The 16,069-nt window shown below is 74.6% G+C and carries 15 protein-coding genes; 6 read left to right on the forward strand and 9 right to left on the reverse strand.

Annotated elements, in window-relative coordinates; translation table 11 throughout:
• Positions 1–14: 14 nt before the first annotated feature.
• From ACFQTY_RS13800 to ACFQTY_RS13815, 4 genes are all read right to left on the reverse strand, one after another.
• A complete protein-coding gene (locus tag ACFQTY_RS13800; protein WP_378101392.1) occupies positions 15–1,613 on the reverse strand; it encodes a CHAD domain-containing protein in 1,599 nt (532 codons plus the stop codon).
• Positions 1,610–2,662 (reverse strand): zinc-dependent alcohol dehydrogenase family protein, encoded by a 1,053-nt coding sequence (locus tag ACFQTY_RS13805; protein ID WP_378101394.1) that lies wholly within the window; start codon positions 2,660–2,662, stop codon positions 1,610–1,612. Before ACFQTY_RS13805 ends, ACFQTY_RS13800 begins: the two co-directional genes overlap by 4 nt.
• Before the next feature lie 154 nt (positions 2,663–2,816).
• Positions 2,817–4,364, reverse strand: coding sequence for a hypothetical protein (locus ACFQTY_RS13810; protein ID WP_378101396.1), 1,548 nt, complete (start codon positions 4,362–4,364; stop codon positions 2,817–2,819).
• A gap of 141 nt (positions 4,365–4,505) precedes the next feature.
• On the reverse strand, positions 4,506–4,853 hold the full coding sequence (locus ACFQTY_RS13815) for a hypothetical protein (RefSeq protein ID WP_378101398.1): 348 nt from the start codon (positions 4,851–4,853) through the stop codon (positions 4,506–4,508).
• A 115-nt stretch (positions 4,854–4,968) separates the two neighbouring features.
• Between ACFQTY_RS13815 and folP the strand changes: the two genes are divergently transcribed.
• Both folP and ACFQTY_RS13825 read left to right on the forward strand, forming a co-directional pair.
• Positions 4,969–5,874, forward strand: coding sequence for a dihydropteroate synthase (gene folP, locus ACFQTY_RS13820; protein WP_378101400.1), 906 nt, complete (start codon positions 4,969–4,971; stop codon positions 5,872–5,874).
• 9 nt (positions 5,875–5,883) lie between these two features.
• Positions 5,884–6,630 carry a pyrimidine reductase family protein gene (locus tag ACFQTY_RS13825; RefSeq protein ID WP_378101403.1) on the forward strand — a complete coding sequence of 249 codons (747 nt, stop codon included), beginning with the start codon at positions 5,884–5,886 and terminating at the stop codon, positions 6,628–6,630.
• 27 nt (positions 6,631–6,657) lie between these two features.
• Here ACFQTY_RS13825 and ACFQTY_RS13830 read toward each other — a convergent pair whose 3' ends face one another.
• On the reverse strand, positions 6,658–7,827 hold the full coding sequence (locus ACFQTY_RS13830) for an MFS transporter (RefSeq protein ID WP_378101405.1): 1,170 nt from the start codon (positions 7,825–7,827) through the stop codon (positions 6,658–6,660).
• 268 nt (positions 7,828–8,095) lie between these two features.
• On the opposite strand from ACFQTY_RS13830, the gene ACFQTY_RS13835 reads away from it, so the two are divergent.
• Positions 8,096–9,745, forward strand: a complete 1,650-nt coding sequence (locus ACFQTY_RS13835; RefSeq protein ID WP_378101407.1) for an FAD-binding dehydrogenase — start codon at positions 8,096–8,098, stop codon at positions 9,743–9,745.
• Positions 9,746–9,806: 61 nt separating this feature from the next.
• On the opposite strand, the gene ACFQTY_RS13840 is transcribed toward ACFQTY_RS13835, so the two are convergent.
• Together ACFQTY_RS13840 and ACFQTY_RS13845 are read right to left on the reverse strand one after the other, a co-directional pair.
• Positions 9,807–10,331, reverse strand: a complete 525-nt coding sequence (locus tag ACFQTY_RS13840; protein WP_378101410.1) for a DUF5317 family protein — start codon at positions 10,329–10,331, stop codon at positions 9,807–9,809.
• A gap of 3 nt (positions 10,332–10,334) precedes the next feature.
• On the reverse strand, positions 10,335–12,314 hold the full coding sequence (locus ACFQTY_RS13845) for a putative bifunctional diguanylate cyclase/phosphodiesterase (RefSeq protein ID WP_378101412.1): 1,980 nt from the start codon (positions 12,312–12,314) through the stop codon (positions 10,335–10,337).
• Positions 12,315–12,803: 489 nt separating this feature from the next.
• On the opposite strand from ACFQTY_RS13845, the gene ACFQTY_RS13850 reads away from it, so the two are divergent.
• From ACFQTY_RS13850 to ACFQTY_RS13860, 3 genes are read left to right on the forward strand one after another with little or no spacing between them, the layout of a single operon-like run.
• A complete protein-coding gene (locus ACFQTY_RS13850) occupies positions 12,804–13,385 on the forward strand; it encodes a dihydrofolate reductase family protein (RefSeq protein WP_378101415.1) in 582 nt (193 codons plus the stop codon).
• 17 nt (positions 13,386–13,402) lie between these two features.
• Complete coding sequence (locus ACFQTY_RS13855) at positions 13,403–13,780, forward strand: YciI family protein (RefSeq protein WP_378101417.1); 378 nt, start codon at positions 13,403–13,405, stop codon at positions 13,778–13,780.
• Positions 13,777–14,997: an RNA polymerase sigma factor gene (locus ACFQTY_RS13860; protein ID WP_378101419.1), complete on the forward strand. Its 1,221-nt coding sequence runs from the start codon at positions 13,777–13,779 to the stop codon at positions 14,995–14,997. Before ACFQTY_RS13855 ends, ACFQTY_RS13860 begins: the two co-directional genes overlap by 4 nt.
• Here the strand turns inward: ACFQTY_RS13860 and ACFQTY_RS13865 are convergent.
• Both ACFQTY_RS13865 and ACFQTY_RS13870 read right to left on the reverse strand, forming a co-directional pair.
• Positions 14,994–15,443: a universal stress protein gene (locus tag ACFQTY_RS13865; RefSeq protein ID WP_378101422.1), complete on the reverse strand. Its 450-nt coding sequence runs from the start codon at positions 15,441–15,443 to the stop codon at positions 14,994–14,996. The two genes, ACFQTY_RS13860 and ACFQTY_RS13865, sit on opposite strands and share 4 nt — an antisense overlap.
• Entirely contained in the window at positions 15,440–16,069 is a 630-nt protein-coding gene (locus ACFQTY_RS13870; protein WP_378101424.1) for a V-type ATP synthase subunit D, read from the reverse strand. The genes ACFQTY_RS13865 and ACFQTY_RS13870 overlap by 4 nt, the downstream gene beginning before the upstream one ends.

A 16,069-nucleotide genomic window follows, 5' to 3' on the forward strand; every position in this document is an offset into this window, starting at 1 on the left:
GAGCAGGGCTCTGGTCAGCCGACCGGTCGGCGTCCCAGCCGGTGCCGCACCCTCGGCCAGCGTTCGAGGAACTCGGTCGCAGCACGGTCGACCGCTGCGTCCTCCACCGCCAGGAGGCGTCCGAGCGCGAAGCCCGTGGCGCCGTCGGCGGCGTGGGCGGCGTCCTGGAGCACCTGCGTGGCGACCACGCCGTCGTGCAGCTCGCCGAGCAGGTCCGTCACGCCGGACAGCTCCTCGGCGCACCGCCGCGCGCGCTCGCCGAGGCTCGGCGCGGTGGCCTGCGCTCCGTACCGAGCACGTTTGGCCAGGATCCGGGCCCGGTGCCACGCCGGGTCGTGCGGGTCCGGTTGCTCCTTCCGCAGGGTCCGCACGGCGTGTCGCAGACGCGTCCAGTCGTGCACCACCAGTGCGGGCAGGACGTCCGCGGCCGCGTCGTCGGCCGCGTCCACGAGGAGAGGCCGGCCGGCCGCCTGGACGAGGTCGACCAGCAGCTGCAGGTAGCGGTCGCTCCGCAGCTCCTCCAGCGCGACGCGGCGTGCCTCGAGCAGACGCGGCTGCAGCAGCGCGTCGAGCGCGGCGAGCGCACGCACGCGATCCTCGGCGGCGAGCGTCCGGACGTCCCGCTCCAGACGGTCGTACAGGACCTCCGTGTCGCGGACCGCTCCGAGGGCGTCGGCCGCCACGGCCAGCTGGTCGCGCAGGTCCGTCGCCCACGCCTTGTCGCACACGGGAGTGAACGTCCGCAGCGCGCTGCGGAGGGTCCGCGCCGCCACCCGGAGCTGGTGCACCGCGTCGGGCCGGTCCCGACGGACCCCCACGTCCGCCGCGAGGAAGGCCCGTACGTGCAGGGCGATCGCGAACCGCAGCACATCACCCGCCGTGCTGTGGCGGCCGGGACGGCGCGGGACCACGACGTCGGGCAGGTGGGCCGTCGGCACGCCGCCCGGCCGGACGTCGTCGGGCTCGACGTCGCCGGCGACCGCCTGGACCGCGTCGACCAGGCGCGTGACCGCCCGCTCCGCGTCCGGCGGCGGGCCGGACGCCGTGATCCGCACCCGCCGCTGGCGCTCGGTCCCCCGCGCCCGCACCTCCGCCTCGATGCGGTCGTCGTGGACCGCCGCGAGCTCCGCCCCGGCCGGGTCCAGCAGGTGCACGGAGCTACGGGTCGTGCGGAGCTGCGCGACGGGCCGGACCTCGGCCTCTCGCACCAGAGCCGTCACCAGGTCGAGCAGGTCCACCGGCGCGTGCTCGCCTGAGTCGCCGTCCACCAGCTCGTGGACGACGACGTCCAGGGCCGTCCCGTCGTGCCCGGCACCGCCGGCGAGCGGCAGGGTGAGCCGCCACCCTGCATCCGGGCCGTCCAGCCGGACCCGCAGCTCGGCACCCCAACGAGCCAGGCGCAGGTCGGCGGTGTCGTGCTGCAGCTGACGGAACGTCACGGCGTCGTCGCGCACCTCCTGGACCGCGCCCGGGACCAGGTCGGCGAGGTGCGGCAGGTCGACGTCGTCCGTCAGCACCAGCTCCCGGGTCACGGTCGGTTCCCGGACCGTGCCCGCGACGGCGGCGGACCGGTCGGCGGCCGGCCGGTCGGCTGCGCGGCGGTCGGCGTTCACGGCACCAGCACCGCCGCGCCGGCGTACTGGTCGGCCGCGAGGTCGGCCAGCACGTCGGCGGCCTCGTCCATGGGCCGCACCGTGGTGCGAGGCCGGATGCGGAGGGCGTGCGCCAGGCGCAGCAGCTCCTCCCCGTCGGCCCTGGTGTTCGCGGTGACGGAACGGACCTCCTTCTCGTAGAACAGCTCGCGCTCGTACACCAGAGCGGGGATGTCGCTCAGGTGGATGCCGGCCAGCACCAGCACCCCGCCGCGGTCGAGCGCCCGGAGCGCGGGCGGGACGAGCGTGCCGACCGGGGCGAACAGGATCGCCGCGTCCAGGGGCACGGGCGGCGCATCCGCCGCACCCTGCACCGACGCGGCGCCGAGCTGCCGCGCGAGCTCGCGGTCCGGCTCCGACCTCGTCATCACATGGACCTCGGCGCCCTGCGCCAGGGCCAGCTGTGCGACCAGGTGCGCCGACGCACCGAATCCGTAGAGGCCCAGGCGGCCGCCCGGCGGCAACGTGGCGCGGCGCAGGGCGCGGTAGCCGACGATCCCGGAGCAGAGCAGCGGCGCGAGGTCCGGTGCGGGCACGTCCTGCGGGAGCCGGTAGGCGAAGTCCTCGCCGACCAGGGCGTGCGAGGCGAACCCCCCGTCCGCGTCCCAGCCGGTGAAGCGCGCGTCCGGGCAGAGGTTCTCGTGGCCGGACCGGCACCAGCGGCACCGGCCGCACGTGGCCCGCAACCACGCGATGCCCACCCGGTCGCCGACGGCGAACCGACGGGCACCAGGGCCGAGGGCGTCGACGACGCCGACCACCTCGTGGCCCGGAACCGTCCTCGGCCGGCGCGGCGCCAGATCGCCCTCGGCGAGGTGCAGGTCGGTCCGGCAGACGCCGCAGGCCTCGACCCGGACCCGCAGCTGCCCGTCGCCGGGCTCCGGGTCCGGCACGGTTGCACGCACCAGGGGTCCGGACGACATCGGGCCCGGTCGCTGCACCACCCACGCCTGCACGTCGCGCCTCCGCTCCCAGTGCCGACGCTCCGAGCCTGCCCCCGTCGGCCACACGTCGCCAGACCGGCCGACAGGATCTCGGGCACGCTCGCGGGGGCAGCGCGCAGATCGGCGGAGGCTGGCGCACGACTCCGCGGGCGGCACCGAGTCGTTGCTCGACGCCGCCCGCGGCGTTGTCATGCGATCCGGCCGGGAGCCGGCGGTGCTGCTACGGCGCTGCGACCAGCGCTGACACGTACGACGGGCCGGCCGGCACACCCCAGCCGGTGGTCAGGTCGTACCCGGGCGTCGTCGCGTAGCCCGGCACCGGGCCAGGCGTGATGACCCCGTCGGCGCCGATGTCCCACACCCGGTTCGAGTCCAGGACACCGCTCGGGGTGGTCCCGTAGGTGTGCGCGACCACGTCGGCGAAGGCCGTGGCCCGCGGGAAGGACGTCGCGTAGATCACCGGGTTGAGGTTGCCCAGCGGCGCCTTGTTCGCCGCGATGCGCTGCTGGTTGGCGAGGGCCGTCAGTGCCGCCGCCTGCGGCGACGACGCGGACGTGCCGCCGTACACGTGCCAACCGACGCGGCTCACGCCCGGGAAGAAGGACGTGTAGACCAGCACACCGCCGTTGACGGACGAGTTCCAGGCGAGGTCCGGCACACCGCGATGGGTGCCGACGACGCCCGCGACCCCGGCCTGGTAGTCCGGCCGCGCATACACCGTCGACAGACCGCCGCCCGTGATCATGCCGGTCGCGCTCTCGTTGTCGACCGGCTCCGTGCTGCCGCCGGTGGTCCAGCCGAAGTACGCCGGGTTCTGGCTGCCGTCGGCCAGGTAGGGCACGTCGGTCGTGGGGTTCCACGTCCACCCGTTCTGCAGCTGCGTGCCGCCGACCGAGGTGACGTACGGGGAGACGTTGGGATACGAGACCTGCGGGTCGGGGCTCGTGGCGGTCTGCCGGTGCGCCCGTGTGTAGCCGACCGAGCCACCGTCACCGGCGGACGCGAAGAACGAGTCGCCCTTGGCCTCACCGCGCGCGAACGTCGCGTCGAACCGGGCGAACTGCGTCTTGGCGGCGGCCGGGCTGCCGAAGGCGGACTCGTCGGTGCCGAACGACATCGAGAAGACCGTGCCGGCCGGGAAACGGTCGACCGCGGCGTCGATCGCCTTCATCAGGTTCGGCAGGCCGGGCACCCCCTGCGTCTCCGCCGGCGGCGTCGCCAGGAGCACGATGTTCGCCGCGGGCGCCAGTGCGTACGCCCACTCGATGTCGAGGGTGGCCTCACCGGCCCAGCCGGACGCCGCTGCCGGGCCCGACTGCGAGTTGCCGTTGCCGTTCACCGTCGTGGTCGGGAACCCCGGCTGACCCTGCGGGAACCACTGCTCGAACTTCGGTGTCGGACCGCCGAACGTGGAGGCGAAGGTGGTCAGGTCCTGCTGCGCGGCGGGGCTGCCGTAGGCGTCCACCAGGACGATCGTCTGGCCGGCACCCTCGGTGCTCGATGCCGTCAGCGGCGGTAGGCCGTGCGCGGCCCGGACCTGGTCCGGTGTGTTGCAGTGGTAGTAGGCGTACTTCTTGACGGGCGCCGGCGAGACGCAGGCCGGCGGGGTGCCGGCAGCGGTCGCCGAGTCCGGCGTGTCCGGCGCCTCGACGGCGAACGGTGCGACCGCCGGTCCGGCGACGGCGGCCAGCCCGGCGGCCGGAACCGCGGCACCTGCGGTCGCCAGGCCCAGGAGGGTTGCTGTGGATGAGGCCAAGAGTCTGCGCACGACTTCTCCCCGATCAGAGTCGACACGGACCCGTCCCACCATCGGGACGAGAAATGGGTACATCCGAACCCCGACGGCGCGCGTGCGCAAGAGCAGGGCAGACCCGATCTGGGGCCGTCCGGCGTGGGCGCCGGGCGCGGGTCAGGACGGACGGCCCGGCGGCACCAACCAGCTCACCGAGCGCGCGACGTCACCCGCCTTCAGCCACTCGTGCCGCTCGGAACGGGGGTTCGCCTCGTCGTCACGCCAGGCGACCATCACGTGCGTCGCCGTCCATCGGACCGCGCGTGCCGGGCGCCACTCCTCGGCACCGTCCGACCACACGATCCGCACGATCACCGGCACGTTCCCCTGCGGCCGCACGGGGACGGCCGTCGGCAGGTCACGGTTGGCGACCAGGCGTGCCGGCAGCTGCTGCGGCGCCCGCGAGGCGGTCAGGTCCCGCGGCGAGCCGGACACGGGTGCGGGGCGCGCCTCCGGATCCGTCATGCGGTCAGCCTACCCGAACAGGTGTTCGAACGACGCCTCGCGCTGCGTCCATGCCTCGGGACGTCACCGTGCGGTCCGGGGCTCCCCTCCACCGGCGGCTTAAGGTGCAGGTGAGATGACCACGACGACGGCCACCCACAGCTCCGACGAGCCGACGGCCTCCCGCGCGCCAGCGCGGCGGACGCCTCGAGCGCCGGACCTCTCGCACGTCGCGGTGATGGGCATCGTCAACCGCACGCCGGACTCGTTCTACGACCGCGGCCGGACGTTCGCCCTGGAGGCCGCCGTGGAGGCGGCGCTGCGGGCGGTGGCCGAGGGCGCGGAGTGGGTGGACGTCGGCGGCGTCCCGTTCTCGCCGGACACCCCTGCCGTGGGCGTCACGGAGGAGCTCGACCGCGTCGTGCCCGTCGTCGCCGCGATCCGCGCGGTGTCCGACGTGGTGATCTCCGTCGACACCACCCGGGCGGAGGTCGCCGCCGCCTCGATCGAGGCCGGTGCCGACGTGGTCAACGACACCAACGGCCTGCGGGACGACGCCATGCTCGACGTCGTGGCCCGCACGGGTGCGACGGTCGTCGTCGCGCACTCGCTGGCCGCGCCGCACGTGCACCTGCCACGTCCCCAGTACGGGGACGTGGTGGCCGACGTGGCTGCCTTCCTCCGGGAGCGCGTCGCGCACACCGTGGCGCACGGCGTGGCACGCGACCGGATCGTCGTCGACCCCGGCCACGACCTGAACAAGAACACCAGCCACTCCCTGGAGCTGACCCGGCGGCTGGACGAGATCACGGCGATCGGCCCGACGCTCGTCGCGCTGTCCCGCAAGGACTTCGTCGGGGAGACGCTCGGTCGCCCGGCCGACGAGCGTCTGGCCGGGTCGCTCGCCGTCGCGGCCTGGTGCGTCGAGCACGGTGCGCGGGTGGTTCGGGCGCACGACGTGCGTGCCACCGTCGACGCGGTGCGCATGGTCGAGGCGGTGCTCGGCCGACGGGAGCCGGTGGAGCACCGGCACAACCGCTGAGGCGCCCGCATGCTGCACCGTGACGACGTCCTCGACCGGTACGCCGTCGCGGACCGCACCCGGCCGCACCTGCGGATGAACTTCATCTCGAGCCTCGACGGGTCGGCGACCCAGGGCGGTCTGTCCGGCGGGTTGAACAACGCCGACGACAAGCTCGTGTTCGACACGCTGCGGATGCTGTCCGACGTGATCCTGCTCGGCGCGGGCACGCTGCGCGACGAGGGCTACGGCGCGATGCGTCTCGACGACGAGGCCGTCCACTGGCGGGTGCAGCAGGGCCTGGCACCGCAGCCGACGTTCGCCCTGGTCAGCTCGCGCCTCGGCCTGCCGTCCACCCATCCGGTGTTCGCCGACGCGCCGGTGCGCCCGCTGGTGCTGACCCACGACGCCGCGCCGTCGGACGCGCGCGACGAGCTGGCGTCCGTCGCCGACGTCGTGCTGGTCGGCTCCGGCGCGGTCGACCCCTGGCTGCTGCGCAGGGCGCTCGAGCAGCGCGGGCTGCTGCAGGTGCTCTGCGAGGGTGGCCCCCACCTGTTCGGCACCTTCCTGGCGGCGGACGCCGTCGACGAGCTGTGCCTCACCCTCAGCCCCGTCCTGGAGGGCGGGCACGCCGGTCGCATCGCGGTGGGCCCCGAGGAGACACCGCGCCGCATGCACCTGGCGAGCGTCCTCCAGGCCGACGACATGCTGCTGCTGCGCTACCTGCGGGACCCCGCGACGGACGCCGCAGGGAGCCGGGCCGCCACCGGCCTCTGACCGACGCCGACGAGCCGCCCGTGCCCGTCAGGCAGGGGCGTCCGTCGGCGGCCGGGCGCGGCGCGTCTCGGGCATGACGAGGCCGGCCACCAGCGCCAGGGCGGAGACGCCGGCCGTGGCGAGGAACGCGACCCGGAACGAGGCGGCGTCCGCCAGCGCCCCGGCCGCGAGAGGTCCGACGAACGCCCCGGCGTCCGAGGCCATCTGGAACGCGGCCACGGGCGTGCCGCCCCGACCGCCGATCACGTCGCCCACCACGGCGGCGGTCGACACGCCCAGCATCGCCGACCCCGCGCCGTACAGGGCCATCCCGGCCAGGAACAGCGGCGCGCCACCGGCGAACGCCATCGCCACCCCCGCAGCCAGCGCGAGCGCGGCACCGCCGCGCAGGAAGGGCCGGCGCCCTCCGCTGTCGACCAGACGACCGGCCGGCACCAGGACGATCGCCTGCACCACCGCCGACACCACCAGGCCGGCGCCGGTCCAGGAGGCACCGAGCCGCAGCCCTTCGACGACGAACACCGGGACCAGCGACGCCCGCACACCGAAGACGGCCCAGCCGACGGCGAAGTTGTTCACGACCGCGGCCCGGTAGGCCGAGCTGCGCAGCGCGGTCCCAAGACCGGTGGGCACCTGCTCCGCCGTTCCCGCGGCTGCCTCGTGCGCACGCAACGGAGTGCGCGCCAGGAAGACGGTGGCCACTCCCCCGGCGATCAGCAGGGTCCCGGCGTAGACGAAGAAGGGCGCACGCAGCGACCAGGCGGTCAGCGGGCCGCCGAAGGCAGGACCGGCGATGCCACCGAGCAGGAACCCGGTCTGGTAGACGCCGGTGGCGCGGCCACGCTGGTCCGGGGCGACCACCCGCAGCAGGAGCGCGAAGGACGAGACGGTGAACATGGCGGAGCCGAAGCCGCCGACCCCGCGCAGCACCAGCAGCTGCAGGTAGCTGCCCGAGAGCCCCGCCAGCAGGCTCGAGACGCCCACGATGCCGATGCCGGCCGCCAGCACCGACCGTTCCCCGAGGTGGTCCACCAGCCTGCCGGCGGCGGGGGCGGACACGAAGCGCACCAGGGCGAACACCGAGACCACGGCACCGGCGGCGGCGTTGCTGACCCCGAACCCCTTGGCGAACAACGGGATGGCGGGCGCGACGATCCCGAAGCCCAGGGCAACCGAGAACGCGACCGCCGTCAGCACGGCGACCTCCGCCGGGAGGGCCCGGAACGGGTGCGGGATGCTGCGCCGGGCGACCACCGGGACGGCGGCGGGCCGCGGCGCGCGCGGCTGGCTGTCGGTGATGGTGGGCTCCCCTGCTGATGGAACGGCGGCCGTGGAACGGTGTGCGGGCGGGTGCGGCGCCCATCATGCCGCCAGCCGCCGACGTCGACGGACGCGTGACGGTTGCCTGCTGCGCCGCCACGGGCGACCCTTGCGGCGGGACACCGGTCGATCACCCGGGAGCGATGTGGACGCCGACGCCGTCGTCGTGGGGGCCGGCCTCGCCGGGCTCGTGGCCGCCGCCGAGCTGGCCGATGCCGGCAGGCGCGTGCTCGTGCTCGACCAGGAGCCGGAGCAGTCGCTGGGTGGTCAGGCGTTCTGGTCGCTCGGCGGGCTGTTCCTGGTCAACACCCCGGAGCAGCGTCGGATGGGCGTGCGGGACCGGCTGGAGCTGGCCCGGCAGGACTGGTTCGGCTCCGCCGGGTTCGACCGCCCCGAGGACCACTGGCCCCGCCGGTGGGCGGAGGCCTACCTGCAGTTCGCCGCCGGGGAGCAGCGGGCCTGGCTGCGGGCGATGGGCGTGCGATTCTTCCCGGTGGTGGGCTGGGCGGAACGGGGGGACGGCCGCGCCGAGGGCCACGGCAACTCCGTCCCGCGCTTCCACATCACCTGGGGCACGGGCCCGGGCGTGCTGGCCCCGTTCGAGAGGCGGGTGCGCGAGCACGTCGCGGCGGGACGGGTGGAGCTGCGCTTCCGGCACCGGGTCGACGCCTTGGTGACGCACGACGGTGCGGTGACGGGAGTCAGCGGCGCGGTTCTCGAGGCCTCGTCTGTCGGCCGTGGCAGGCCGTCCTCCCGCGTCGAGGTCGGCGGCTTCTCGTACGAGGCGCAGGTCGTGGTCGTCGCCTCCGGGGGCATCGGCGGAAACCTCGACCTGGTGCGCCGGATGTGGCCGGAGCGCCTGGGCGCACCGCCGCACGAGCTGGTCGCGGGCGTGCCCGCCCACGTCGACGGCCGGATGCTGCAGATCGGTGCGGCCGCCGGCGCCGCCGTGATCAACGCCGACCGCATGTGGCACTACACCGAGGGCCTGCACAACTGGGACCCCGTCTGGGCCGACCACGGCATCCGCATCCTGCCCGGGCCGTCGTCGCTCTGGCTCGACGCCGAGGGCAACCGGCTGCCGGCGCCGTGCTTCCCCGGCTTCGACACCCTGGCCACGCTCCGGCACCTGCGGAGCACGGGCCACGACCACTCGTGGTTCGTCCTCACGCGGAAGATCATCGAGAAGGAGCTCGCCCTCTCCGGATCGGAGCAGAACCCGGACCTGACCGGCAAGGACCTGCCCCTGCTCCTGTCCCGCGTGCGGCGCGGCACGCCCGGTCCGCTCGAGGCGTTCCTGCGGCACGGCGAGGACTTCGTCGTGGCGGACACGCTGCCGCGGCTCGTCGCCGGGATGAACCGCCTCGTGGGCGCCCCGCTGATCAACCTCGACCGCCTGCAGGCCCTGGTCGAGGCGCGCGACCGCGAGCTCGACAACCCGTTCTCCAAGGACGCGCAGGTCACGGCGATCCGCGCCGCACGGCGCTACCGCGGCGACCGGCTGATCCGGGTCGCAGCCCCGCACCGGCTGCTCGACCCCGCCGCCGGTCCCCTGATCGCCGTCCGCCTGAGCATCCTGACCCGCAAGACCCTCGGCGGGCTGCACACGGACCTGAGCGGCCGGGTGCTCGACGGCGACGGCGCCCCGATCCCCGGCCTCTACGCCGCGGGCGAGGTCAGCGGCTTCGGCGGCGGCGGGATGCACGGCTACAACGCGCTCGAGGGCACGTTCCTCGGCGGCTGCCTGTTCTCGGGCCGGACGGCCGGACGGGCCGCAGCGGCGGAGATCGCGTAGGAGCGCCGGGGCGACACGGCTCGGCTGCGGCCTTCGGCAGCCGGGGCCGCAGGCGGGACCGTCAGGCCGCGCGGCGCACCGGCCGGGCACCGGTCCACGCCGCGACCGCCACGCCGGCGACGACCAGCGCGTCGCCCACGCTGAACGTGTTGGCCAGCGGGAGCGGGGCCGGCCACGCGAAGACGTCGCCGAGCCACGGCAGCACCGGGTGGTCCACCACCGCGCTGTTGGCGAAGGCGAGGTGCGGGTCGATGCCGGCGGCGGACGTCGCCCAGCGTGACGCCGGCAGGACGCCCCCGTTGAGGGCGATCGTCACACCGTTCGACGCCGCGCCGAGGCCGACCAGCACGGCCCCCGGCAGCCGTCGGTTCAGCCACAGGAACCCGAGCGCGAGCACGTACGTCAGCACGTGCGCGACGGGGGCGAGCCCGTGCGGCAGTCGCACCTCGACGACGACGACCTGCACGGCGAGGGTCGCCCAGATCAGCAGGGGCGCGCGCCACCGGTGCAGCAGGAGGCCGGCCGGCCAGCGGCCGAGGACGAGGGGCGACGCGAGCGCGAGGAGGCACGCGGCGAGCACGAGCATCGCTCAGAGACCTCGCGCACCGACGGCGACGGAGTGGCCGCCCTGCCGCTCCAGCTGCTCGGCCAGCAGCGCCGGCGTGGTGGGACGACCGAGGTGGAAGCCCTGCCCGATCACCTCACCGAGCTCTCTCAGCGCCGCGGCGGTCGGCTCGTCCTCCACCCCTTCCGCCACCACGCGCAGGCCGAGCGCGAGGGCCAGGGCGATGGTGGACCGCACGATGATCAGGTCCTGGGTATCGGTGGCGATGTCGCTGACGAACGACCGGTCCACCTTGAGCTCGTCCACCTCCAGCCGCTTGAGGTAGCTGAGCGAGGCGTTCCCGGTGCCGTAGTCGTCCACGGCGATGCCGATGCCGAGCGCGCGCAGGGCGCTGATCACCAGGTCGGCGCGCGCGGGGTCGGACAGGATTCCGGTCTCCGTCACCTCGAGGACGAGCGCCGTCGCCGGCATCTGGTGCTTCGCGAGCGTCGCGGCGATCCGGGGCGGCAGCGAGAGGTCGGACAGGTGCCGGGCGGAGAGGTTGACCGCGACGCGGACGTCGTGGCCCGCCGCACGCCACCGCGCCAGGTCCGCCAGCGCCGTCTCGAGCACGAACTCCGTCAGAGCCGTGATCAGGCCCGAGCTCTCCGCGAGAGGGACGAAGTCGTCCGGGGCCACCAGCCCGCGGACCGGGTGCTCCCAGCGGACCAGTGCCTCGACGCCGACGATCCGGGAGTCGGCCAGATCCACCTGCGGCTGGTAGTCGACGAAGAGGTCACCCGCCTCGAGCGCGGCACGCAGGTCGGCGAGCAGGTGGAGCCGTTCGAGGGTGTTGATGTCGAACTCGGGTGCGTAGGTGCTGATGCGGTCCCGCTCGAGCTTGGCGTAGTACAGCGCGATGTCCGCCCGCTTCATCAGCTCCTGCGGGTCGGTGCCGTGCTCCGGAGCGACCGCGACGCCCGCGCTCGCGCGGATCAGCAGGTCGAGGCCCTCCACCCGGATCGGGTCGTCGAGCGAACGCAGCAGCACCCGGGCGACGTGCTGCGCGTCGGCGAGGTTGCCCGCGACCACCACAGCGAACTCGTCGCCGCCGAGCCGGTGCACCGCGACGTCCTCCGGCAGGTCGGACACCAGCCGGCGCGCGACCTGCCGCAGCAGCTGGTCGCCGACCGGGTGGCCCAGGGTGTCGTTGATGTCCTTGAAGTGGTCCAGGTCCACGAGCACCAGACCGGGCCCGTTCCCGTCGGTCCGCGCAGCGGCCGTGAAGCCCTCGTCGAGCGACCGCCGCAGCTGGTCGCGGTTGGCCAGACCGGTCAGCGAGTCGTGCGACGCCAGGTGCGCGTGCCGAGCGGCGGCCCCCGCGAGCAGGTGCGCCGCCACGACGAACGGCACGAGGAGCACCAGCACGCCCGCTCCGTCCGCGGCGAGCACGCCGGCCAGGCAGCCGACCGAGATGAGCACCAGGTTGGTGACGGCGTGGGCGACGCCGTCCTCGGTCACCACCGCCATGAAGGGCTGGCGCGTCGCGAGGGACACGACGCCGGCGACCAGGACGCGGTTGACGGTGATCATCACCAGGCCCGCGACGAGCAGCGGGACCACGTCCCGCACCTCGACCAGCCTCGGTCCGCCCAGGAACGGCACGTGCGTCAGCCAGCAGAAGACTGCGCGGGCCGTCAGGACGCTCAGCGCGTACTGGGCCGTGTTGAACAGGGACTTGCGTGCCTCGCGACGGTGCAGCAGGTCGTCGAGCAGGCTCGCGACCGCCTGCACGATGACCGCGACGGCGACACCGCCGATCGCGGTCAGGGCCAGGATGAACGGCGCCGACGTCGACAGGGTGCCGGCGTCGTCCTCCCCCGAGAGCCGGATCGGCCGCACCTCGCCGGCCAGCGCGGCCACGGCGAGCACCACGGCGGGCCAGACGAGGATCCGCGAGACGGTGTCCGGCCAGGAACTCGCCACCACGGTGACCACCAGGCCGACCAGGCCGAGGCTCGTCACCGCCGTGACGTAGACGCCGAGCGGGGTCGGTGGTGCCAGGCGCTTGCGCCCGGCACCACCGACGACCGGAGGAGCTGCTACCACTTGTACCCGGCGCCGACCAGCACTGCCACGGCGACGAGCGTGCCAGCGCTCGCGGCGATGCGGACGACGGTGCTGTTCTGGGTGATCTTCCACTTGCCCATGTGCGGGTCCCTTTCGGCTGGGGACGACGCCTGTGGCCGCAGCCCCCCTGCCGTGCCCACGGGCGGCGTGGCGTGCAAGGTGCCGGCCGTGGGTACGCGCGTCGTCCGTCGTCTTATCGGCTGGCAGGGCGCAGCCGTGAGCGATCCTTTCGCACCGGGTGCCCGGAGCGCCCGCATTTGCGCGTGTCGCGGTCGCAGCGCACGCCTTCGGGCGCGACGGTGCGCTCGGCTGTCGATCCGGAGCCGGTTGCTTCGTCATCCCCCTGACAGGGCACGACGCGACGGCTGGCCGAGAGGAACGAGCATGACGACGATCACCGCCTTCCAGAACATCACCCTCGACGGGGTGATGCAGGGCCCGGGTCGGCCGGACGAGGACACCCGCGGCGGCTTCCACGCAGGCGGCTGGGCGACCGGCTACCGGGACGAGGTGTCGATGGCGTACGCCGCCGAGGGCATGAGCAACCCCGGGGCCCTGCTGTTCGGCCATCGCACCTACCGCGACGTCCTCGACCACTGGACGACCAGGCCGGAACCGAACCCGTTCGCCCAGGTCCTCCTCTCGACGCCGAAGTACGTCGTCTCACGTGATCCGGGCACGGTGCTCCGCCACCCGGCCTCCACCCTGCTGGCGGGGGACGGCGTCGAGCGGGTGCGTGAGCTGAAGGCCGCCGGCGGACCCGACCTCATGGTGATGGGCAGCGGCGAGCTGGTCCGAGCCCTGCACGCCGCTCACCTGGTCGACCGGTTCACGCTGCAGGTGCACCCGATCGTGCTCGGCGCCGGCACCCGGCTGTTCGGGGACGGCGAGCGGGTGGACCTGACGCTGGGGCGCACGATCCCCACCACGACCGGCGTCGTCATCGCCGAATACGCTGTTCGTTGAGCCGAGCGGAGAGTCACATGCGCTACACGCTGCTGCTGCACTACCCGGAGGAGTCCGCCGAGACCATCGGCGCGGACGCGATCGCGCAGGGCATGGAGGCGTTCGCCAGCTATGCGGCGACGTTGCAGGCCGCGAAGGTCCTGGTCGCGGCCGAGGTGCTGCAACCGTCGGTGTCGAGCACGACCGTGCGGGTGCGCGACGGCGTCCTGCGCGTGCAGGACGGGCCCTTCGCGGACACCAAGGACCAGCTCGGCGGGACGATCGTGATCGACGTGCCCGACCTCGACGCGGCGATCGAGTGGGCCAGGCAGGCACCGCCGGTCCAGTGGGGTGCCGTCGAGATCCGTCCGGGCGCGACCCACACGGTCGAGGGCGTGTGGGTCCCGAACGGGTGAGCCACCCGGACGCCCGGACGGCCGCCGAGCGTGCCGCCCGGGCGTCCTACGGGCGGCTGGTCTCCCTGCTCGCGGCCCCGACCCGCGACCTCGCGTCGGCGGAGGACGCCTTGTCCGCCGCCTTCGAGGAGGCGTTGCGCCGCTGGCCCGAGGTCGGGGTCCCGACGAACCCCGAGGGGTGGCTGCTCACCGTGGCCCGCAACCGGCAGCGCGACGTGTGGCGGTCGGCCGCGACCCGCCGCTCGGTGCCGCTCGAGGACCACGGCGCCGCGGTCGACCCGTTCGCGGACCTCGACGCCCTCGCCATCGGCGACCGGCGCCTCGAGCTGCTCTTCGTGTGCGCCCATCCCGCGATCGACGAGTCCGTCCGTGCGCCCCTCATGCTGCAGACGGTGCTCGGGTTCGACGCCGCCCAGATCGGCCGGGCGTTCGCGGTGCCTGCGGCCACGATGGCGCAGCGGCTGGTCCGCGCCAAGAGGCGGATCCGGGACGCCGGCATCCCCTTCGCCGTCCCGGACCGTCGGCTGATGCCCGAGCGTCTTCCGGCCGTCCTCGAGGCGGTCTACGGCTGCGCCGCCCTGTCCTGGCGCGGCGGGCGCGAGACGCTCGCAGGCGAGGCGCGCTACCTGGCGGTGACGCTCGCCACGCTGCTGGGCGACGAGCCCGAGGCGTGGTCCCTGGCTGCCCTCACCACCTTGACGCTCGCCCGACGGGCCGACGGCGGGTTCGTCCCGCTCGACGAGCAGGACCCGACCGGCTGGGACGAGGACCTGATCGCCGAGGGCGAGAGCTACCTGCGCCGCGCGCGGTCGGCCGCACCTCCCGGCCGCTTCCAGCTCGAGGCGGCGATCCAGGCGGTGCACTGCGAACGCCGCCGGACCGGAGCGACGAGCTGGGCGTCGCTGCGGACGCTGTACGCCGCGCTGCTGGCGACGGCCCCGACGCTCGGCGCGCAGGTCGCCTCCGCCGTCGTCACCGGACGGATCGACGGCCCGGACGCCGGCCTCGCCGCCCTGCCCACCGCCGTCGACGACTTCCAGCCGTACTGGGCGGCCCGCGCCGACCTCCTCGCACGTGCCGGTCGCGACGCGACCGAGGCGTACCGCCGGGCGGCCGACCTCGCGGCGGACCCGGCCGTCGCCGGGTTCCTCCGTCGCCGCGGCGAGGCCCGCACCGGGACCGGTACGCCGTCGCGGCACCGCACCGAGCACACCTAGCGCGCCGCGGCCTCCGGCGGCGGCACGATCACCACCGGCTGGTCGGCGAACTCCAGGACGTGTCGTGACCGCGCGCCGATGTACGGCTCGCCGCTCGCCGACCGGGAGGACTTGCCCAGCACCACCAGGTCGGCCCGCCACTGACGGGCGTCGTGCAGGATCGCCGGGGCGATCTCGCCGGTGAGCACCTGGGTCTGCAGCTCGAGACGTGCAGCCGCCGCGAGGGCGCTCACCCGGTGCAGCATCGCGACACCCGCCTCGGCGAGACGCGCGCCGGCACCCGGTTCACCGCTCGCGGCCTGGACCACCTTGGGGAGGCCGTGGTCGACCTCGACGTGAACGGCTCGGAGCTCGGCGTGCAGGGCGGTTGCCAGCTCGATGGCCAACCGTGCGGCGGCCAGCGAGTCGGCTGTGTCGTCGATGGCGACCAGGATCCGTTCGATCATGGCTGCGAGCTCCTGTCGACGGTGCCGCTGACGGCTCGGCGCAGGCGCATGCCGTCCTCCTGCTCCGTCTGCTCGAGCGTGAGCTCCAAGGCTGCGAGGCGCTCGCGCAGCCACGGCAGCCAGCGCTTGTCCAGGGCTCGCATCCGGCGGCGGGTCACCGCGATCTCGGCGGCGAGCCGGGCCACCGCCTCGCGAGCCGCGGCGGCGCGGGCACCGGCGACCAGGGCGGCCTGGAACGCCGCTGTCGCCGGGACGACCGCAGCGTTCCCCGCCAGGACCGCCGCGTCTGTGGGGCCGGTACGGACCAGCACGTCCTCCGGGTAGCTCAGGCCCATCGCCGAGGTCCAGACCACCTCGACCTCAGCCGTCCCCGACGGTGCGGCGCACCGCACCGCGTCCTCCCCGCCGAGGAGCACGGCTCGCAGCAGCCACGTCTGCGCCTCGGCGTACGCGTGCGACCAGGTGGCCTCGCGTCGCTCCAGCCGGGTCTGCAGCCGCTGCTGCTCGGGCAGGAGGATGCGCAGCTTGCGGTCGAGCTGGTCGCGCCCCTTCTGCGCCGTGCTGAGGCGCGCGCGCAGCCACAGGCGACCGGCGCGGCCGGGTGGGACGGAGCGGGCGACCGGCAC

Origin of the sequence: Cellulomonas sp. T2.31MG-18 (genome assembly GCF_964266755.1) — a bacterium.
Taxonomy (GTDB): Bacteria; Actinomycetota; Actinomycetes; order Actinomycetales; family Cellulomonadaceae; genus Cellulomonas.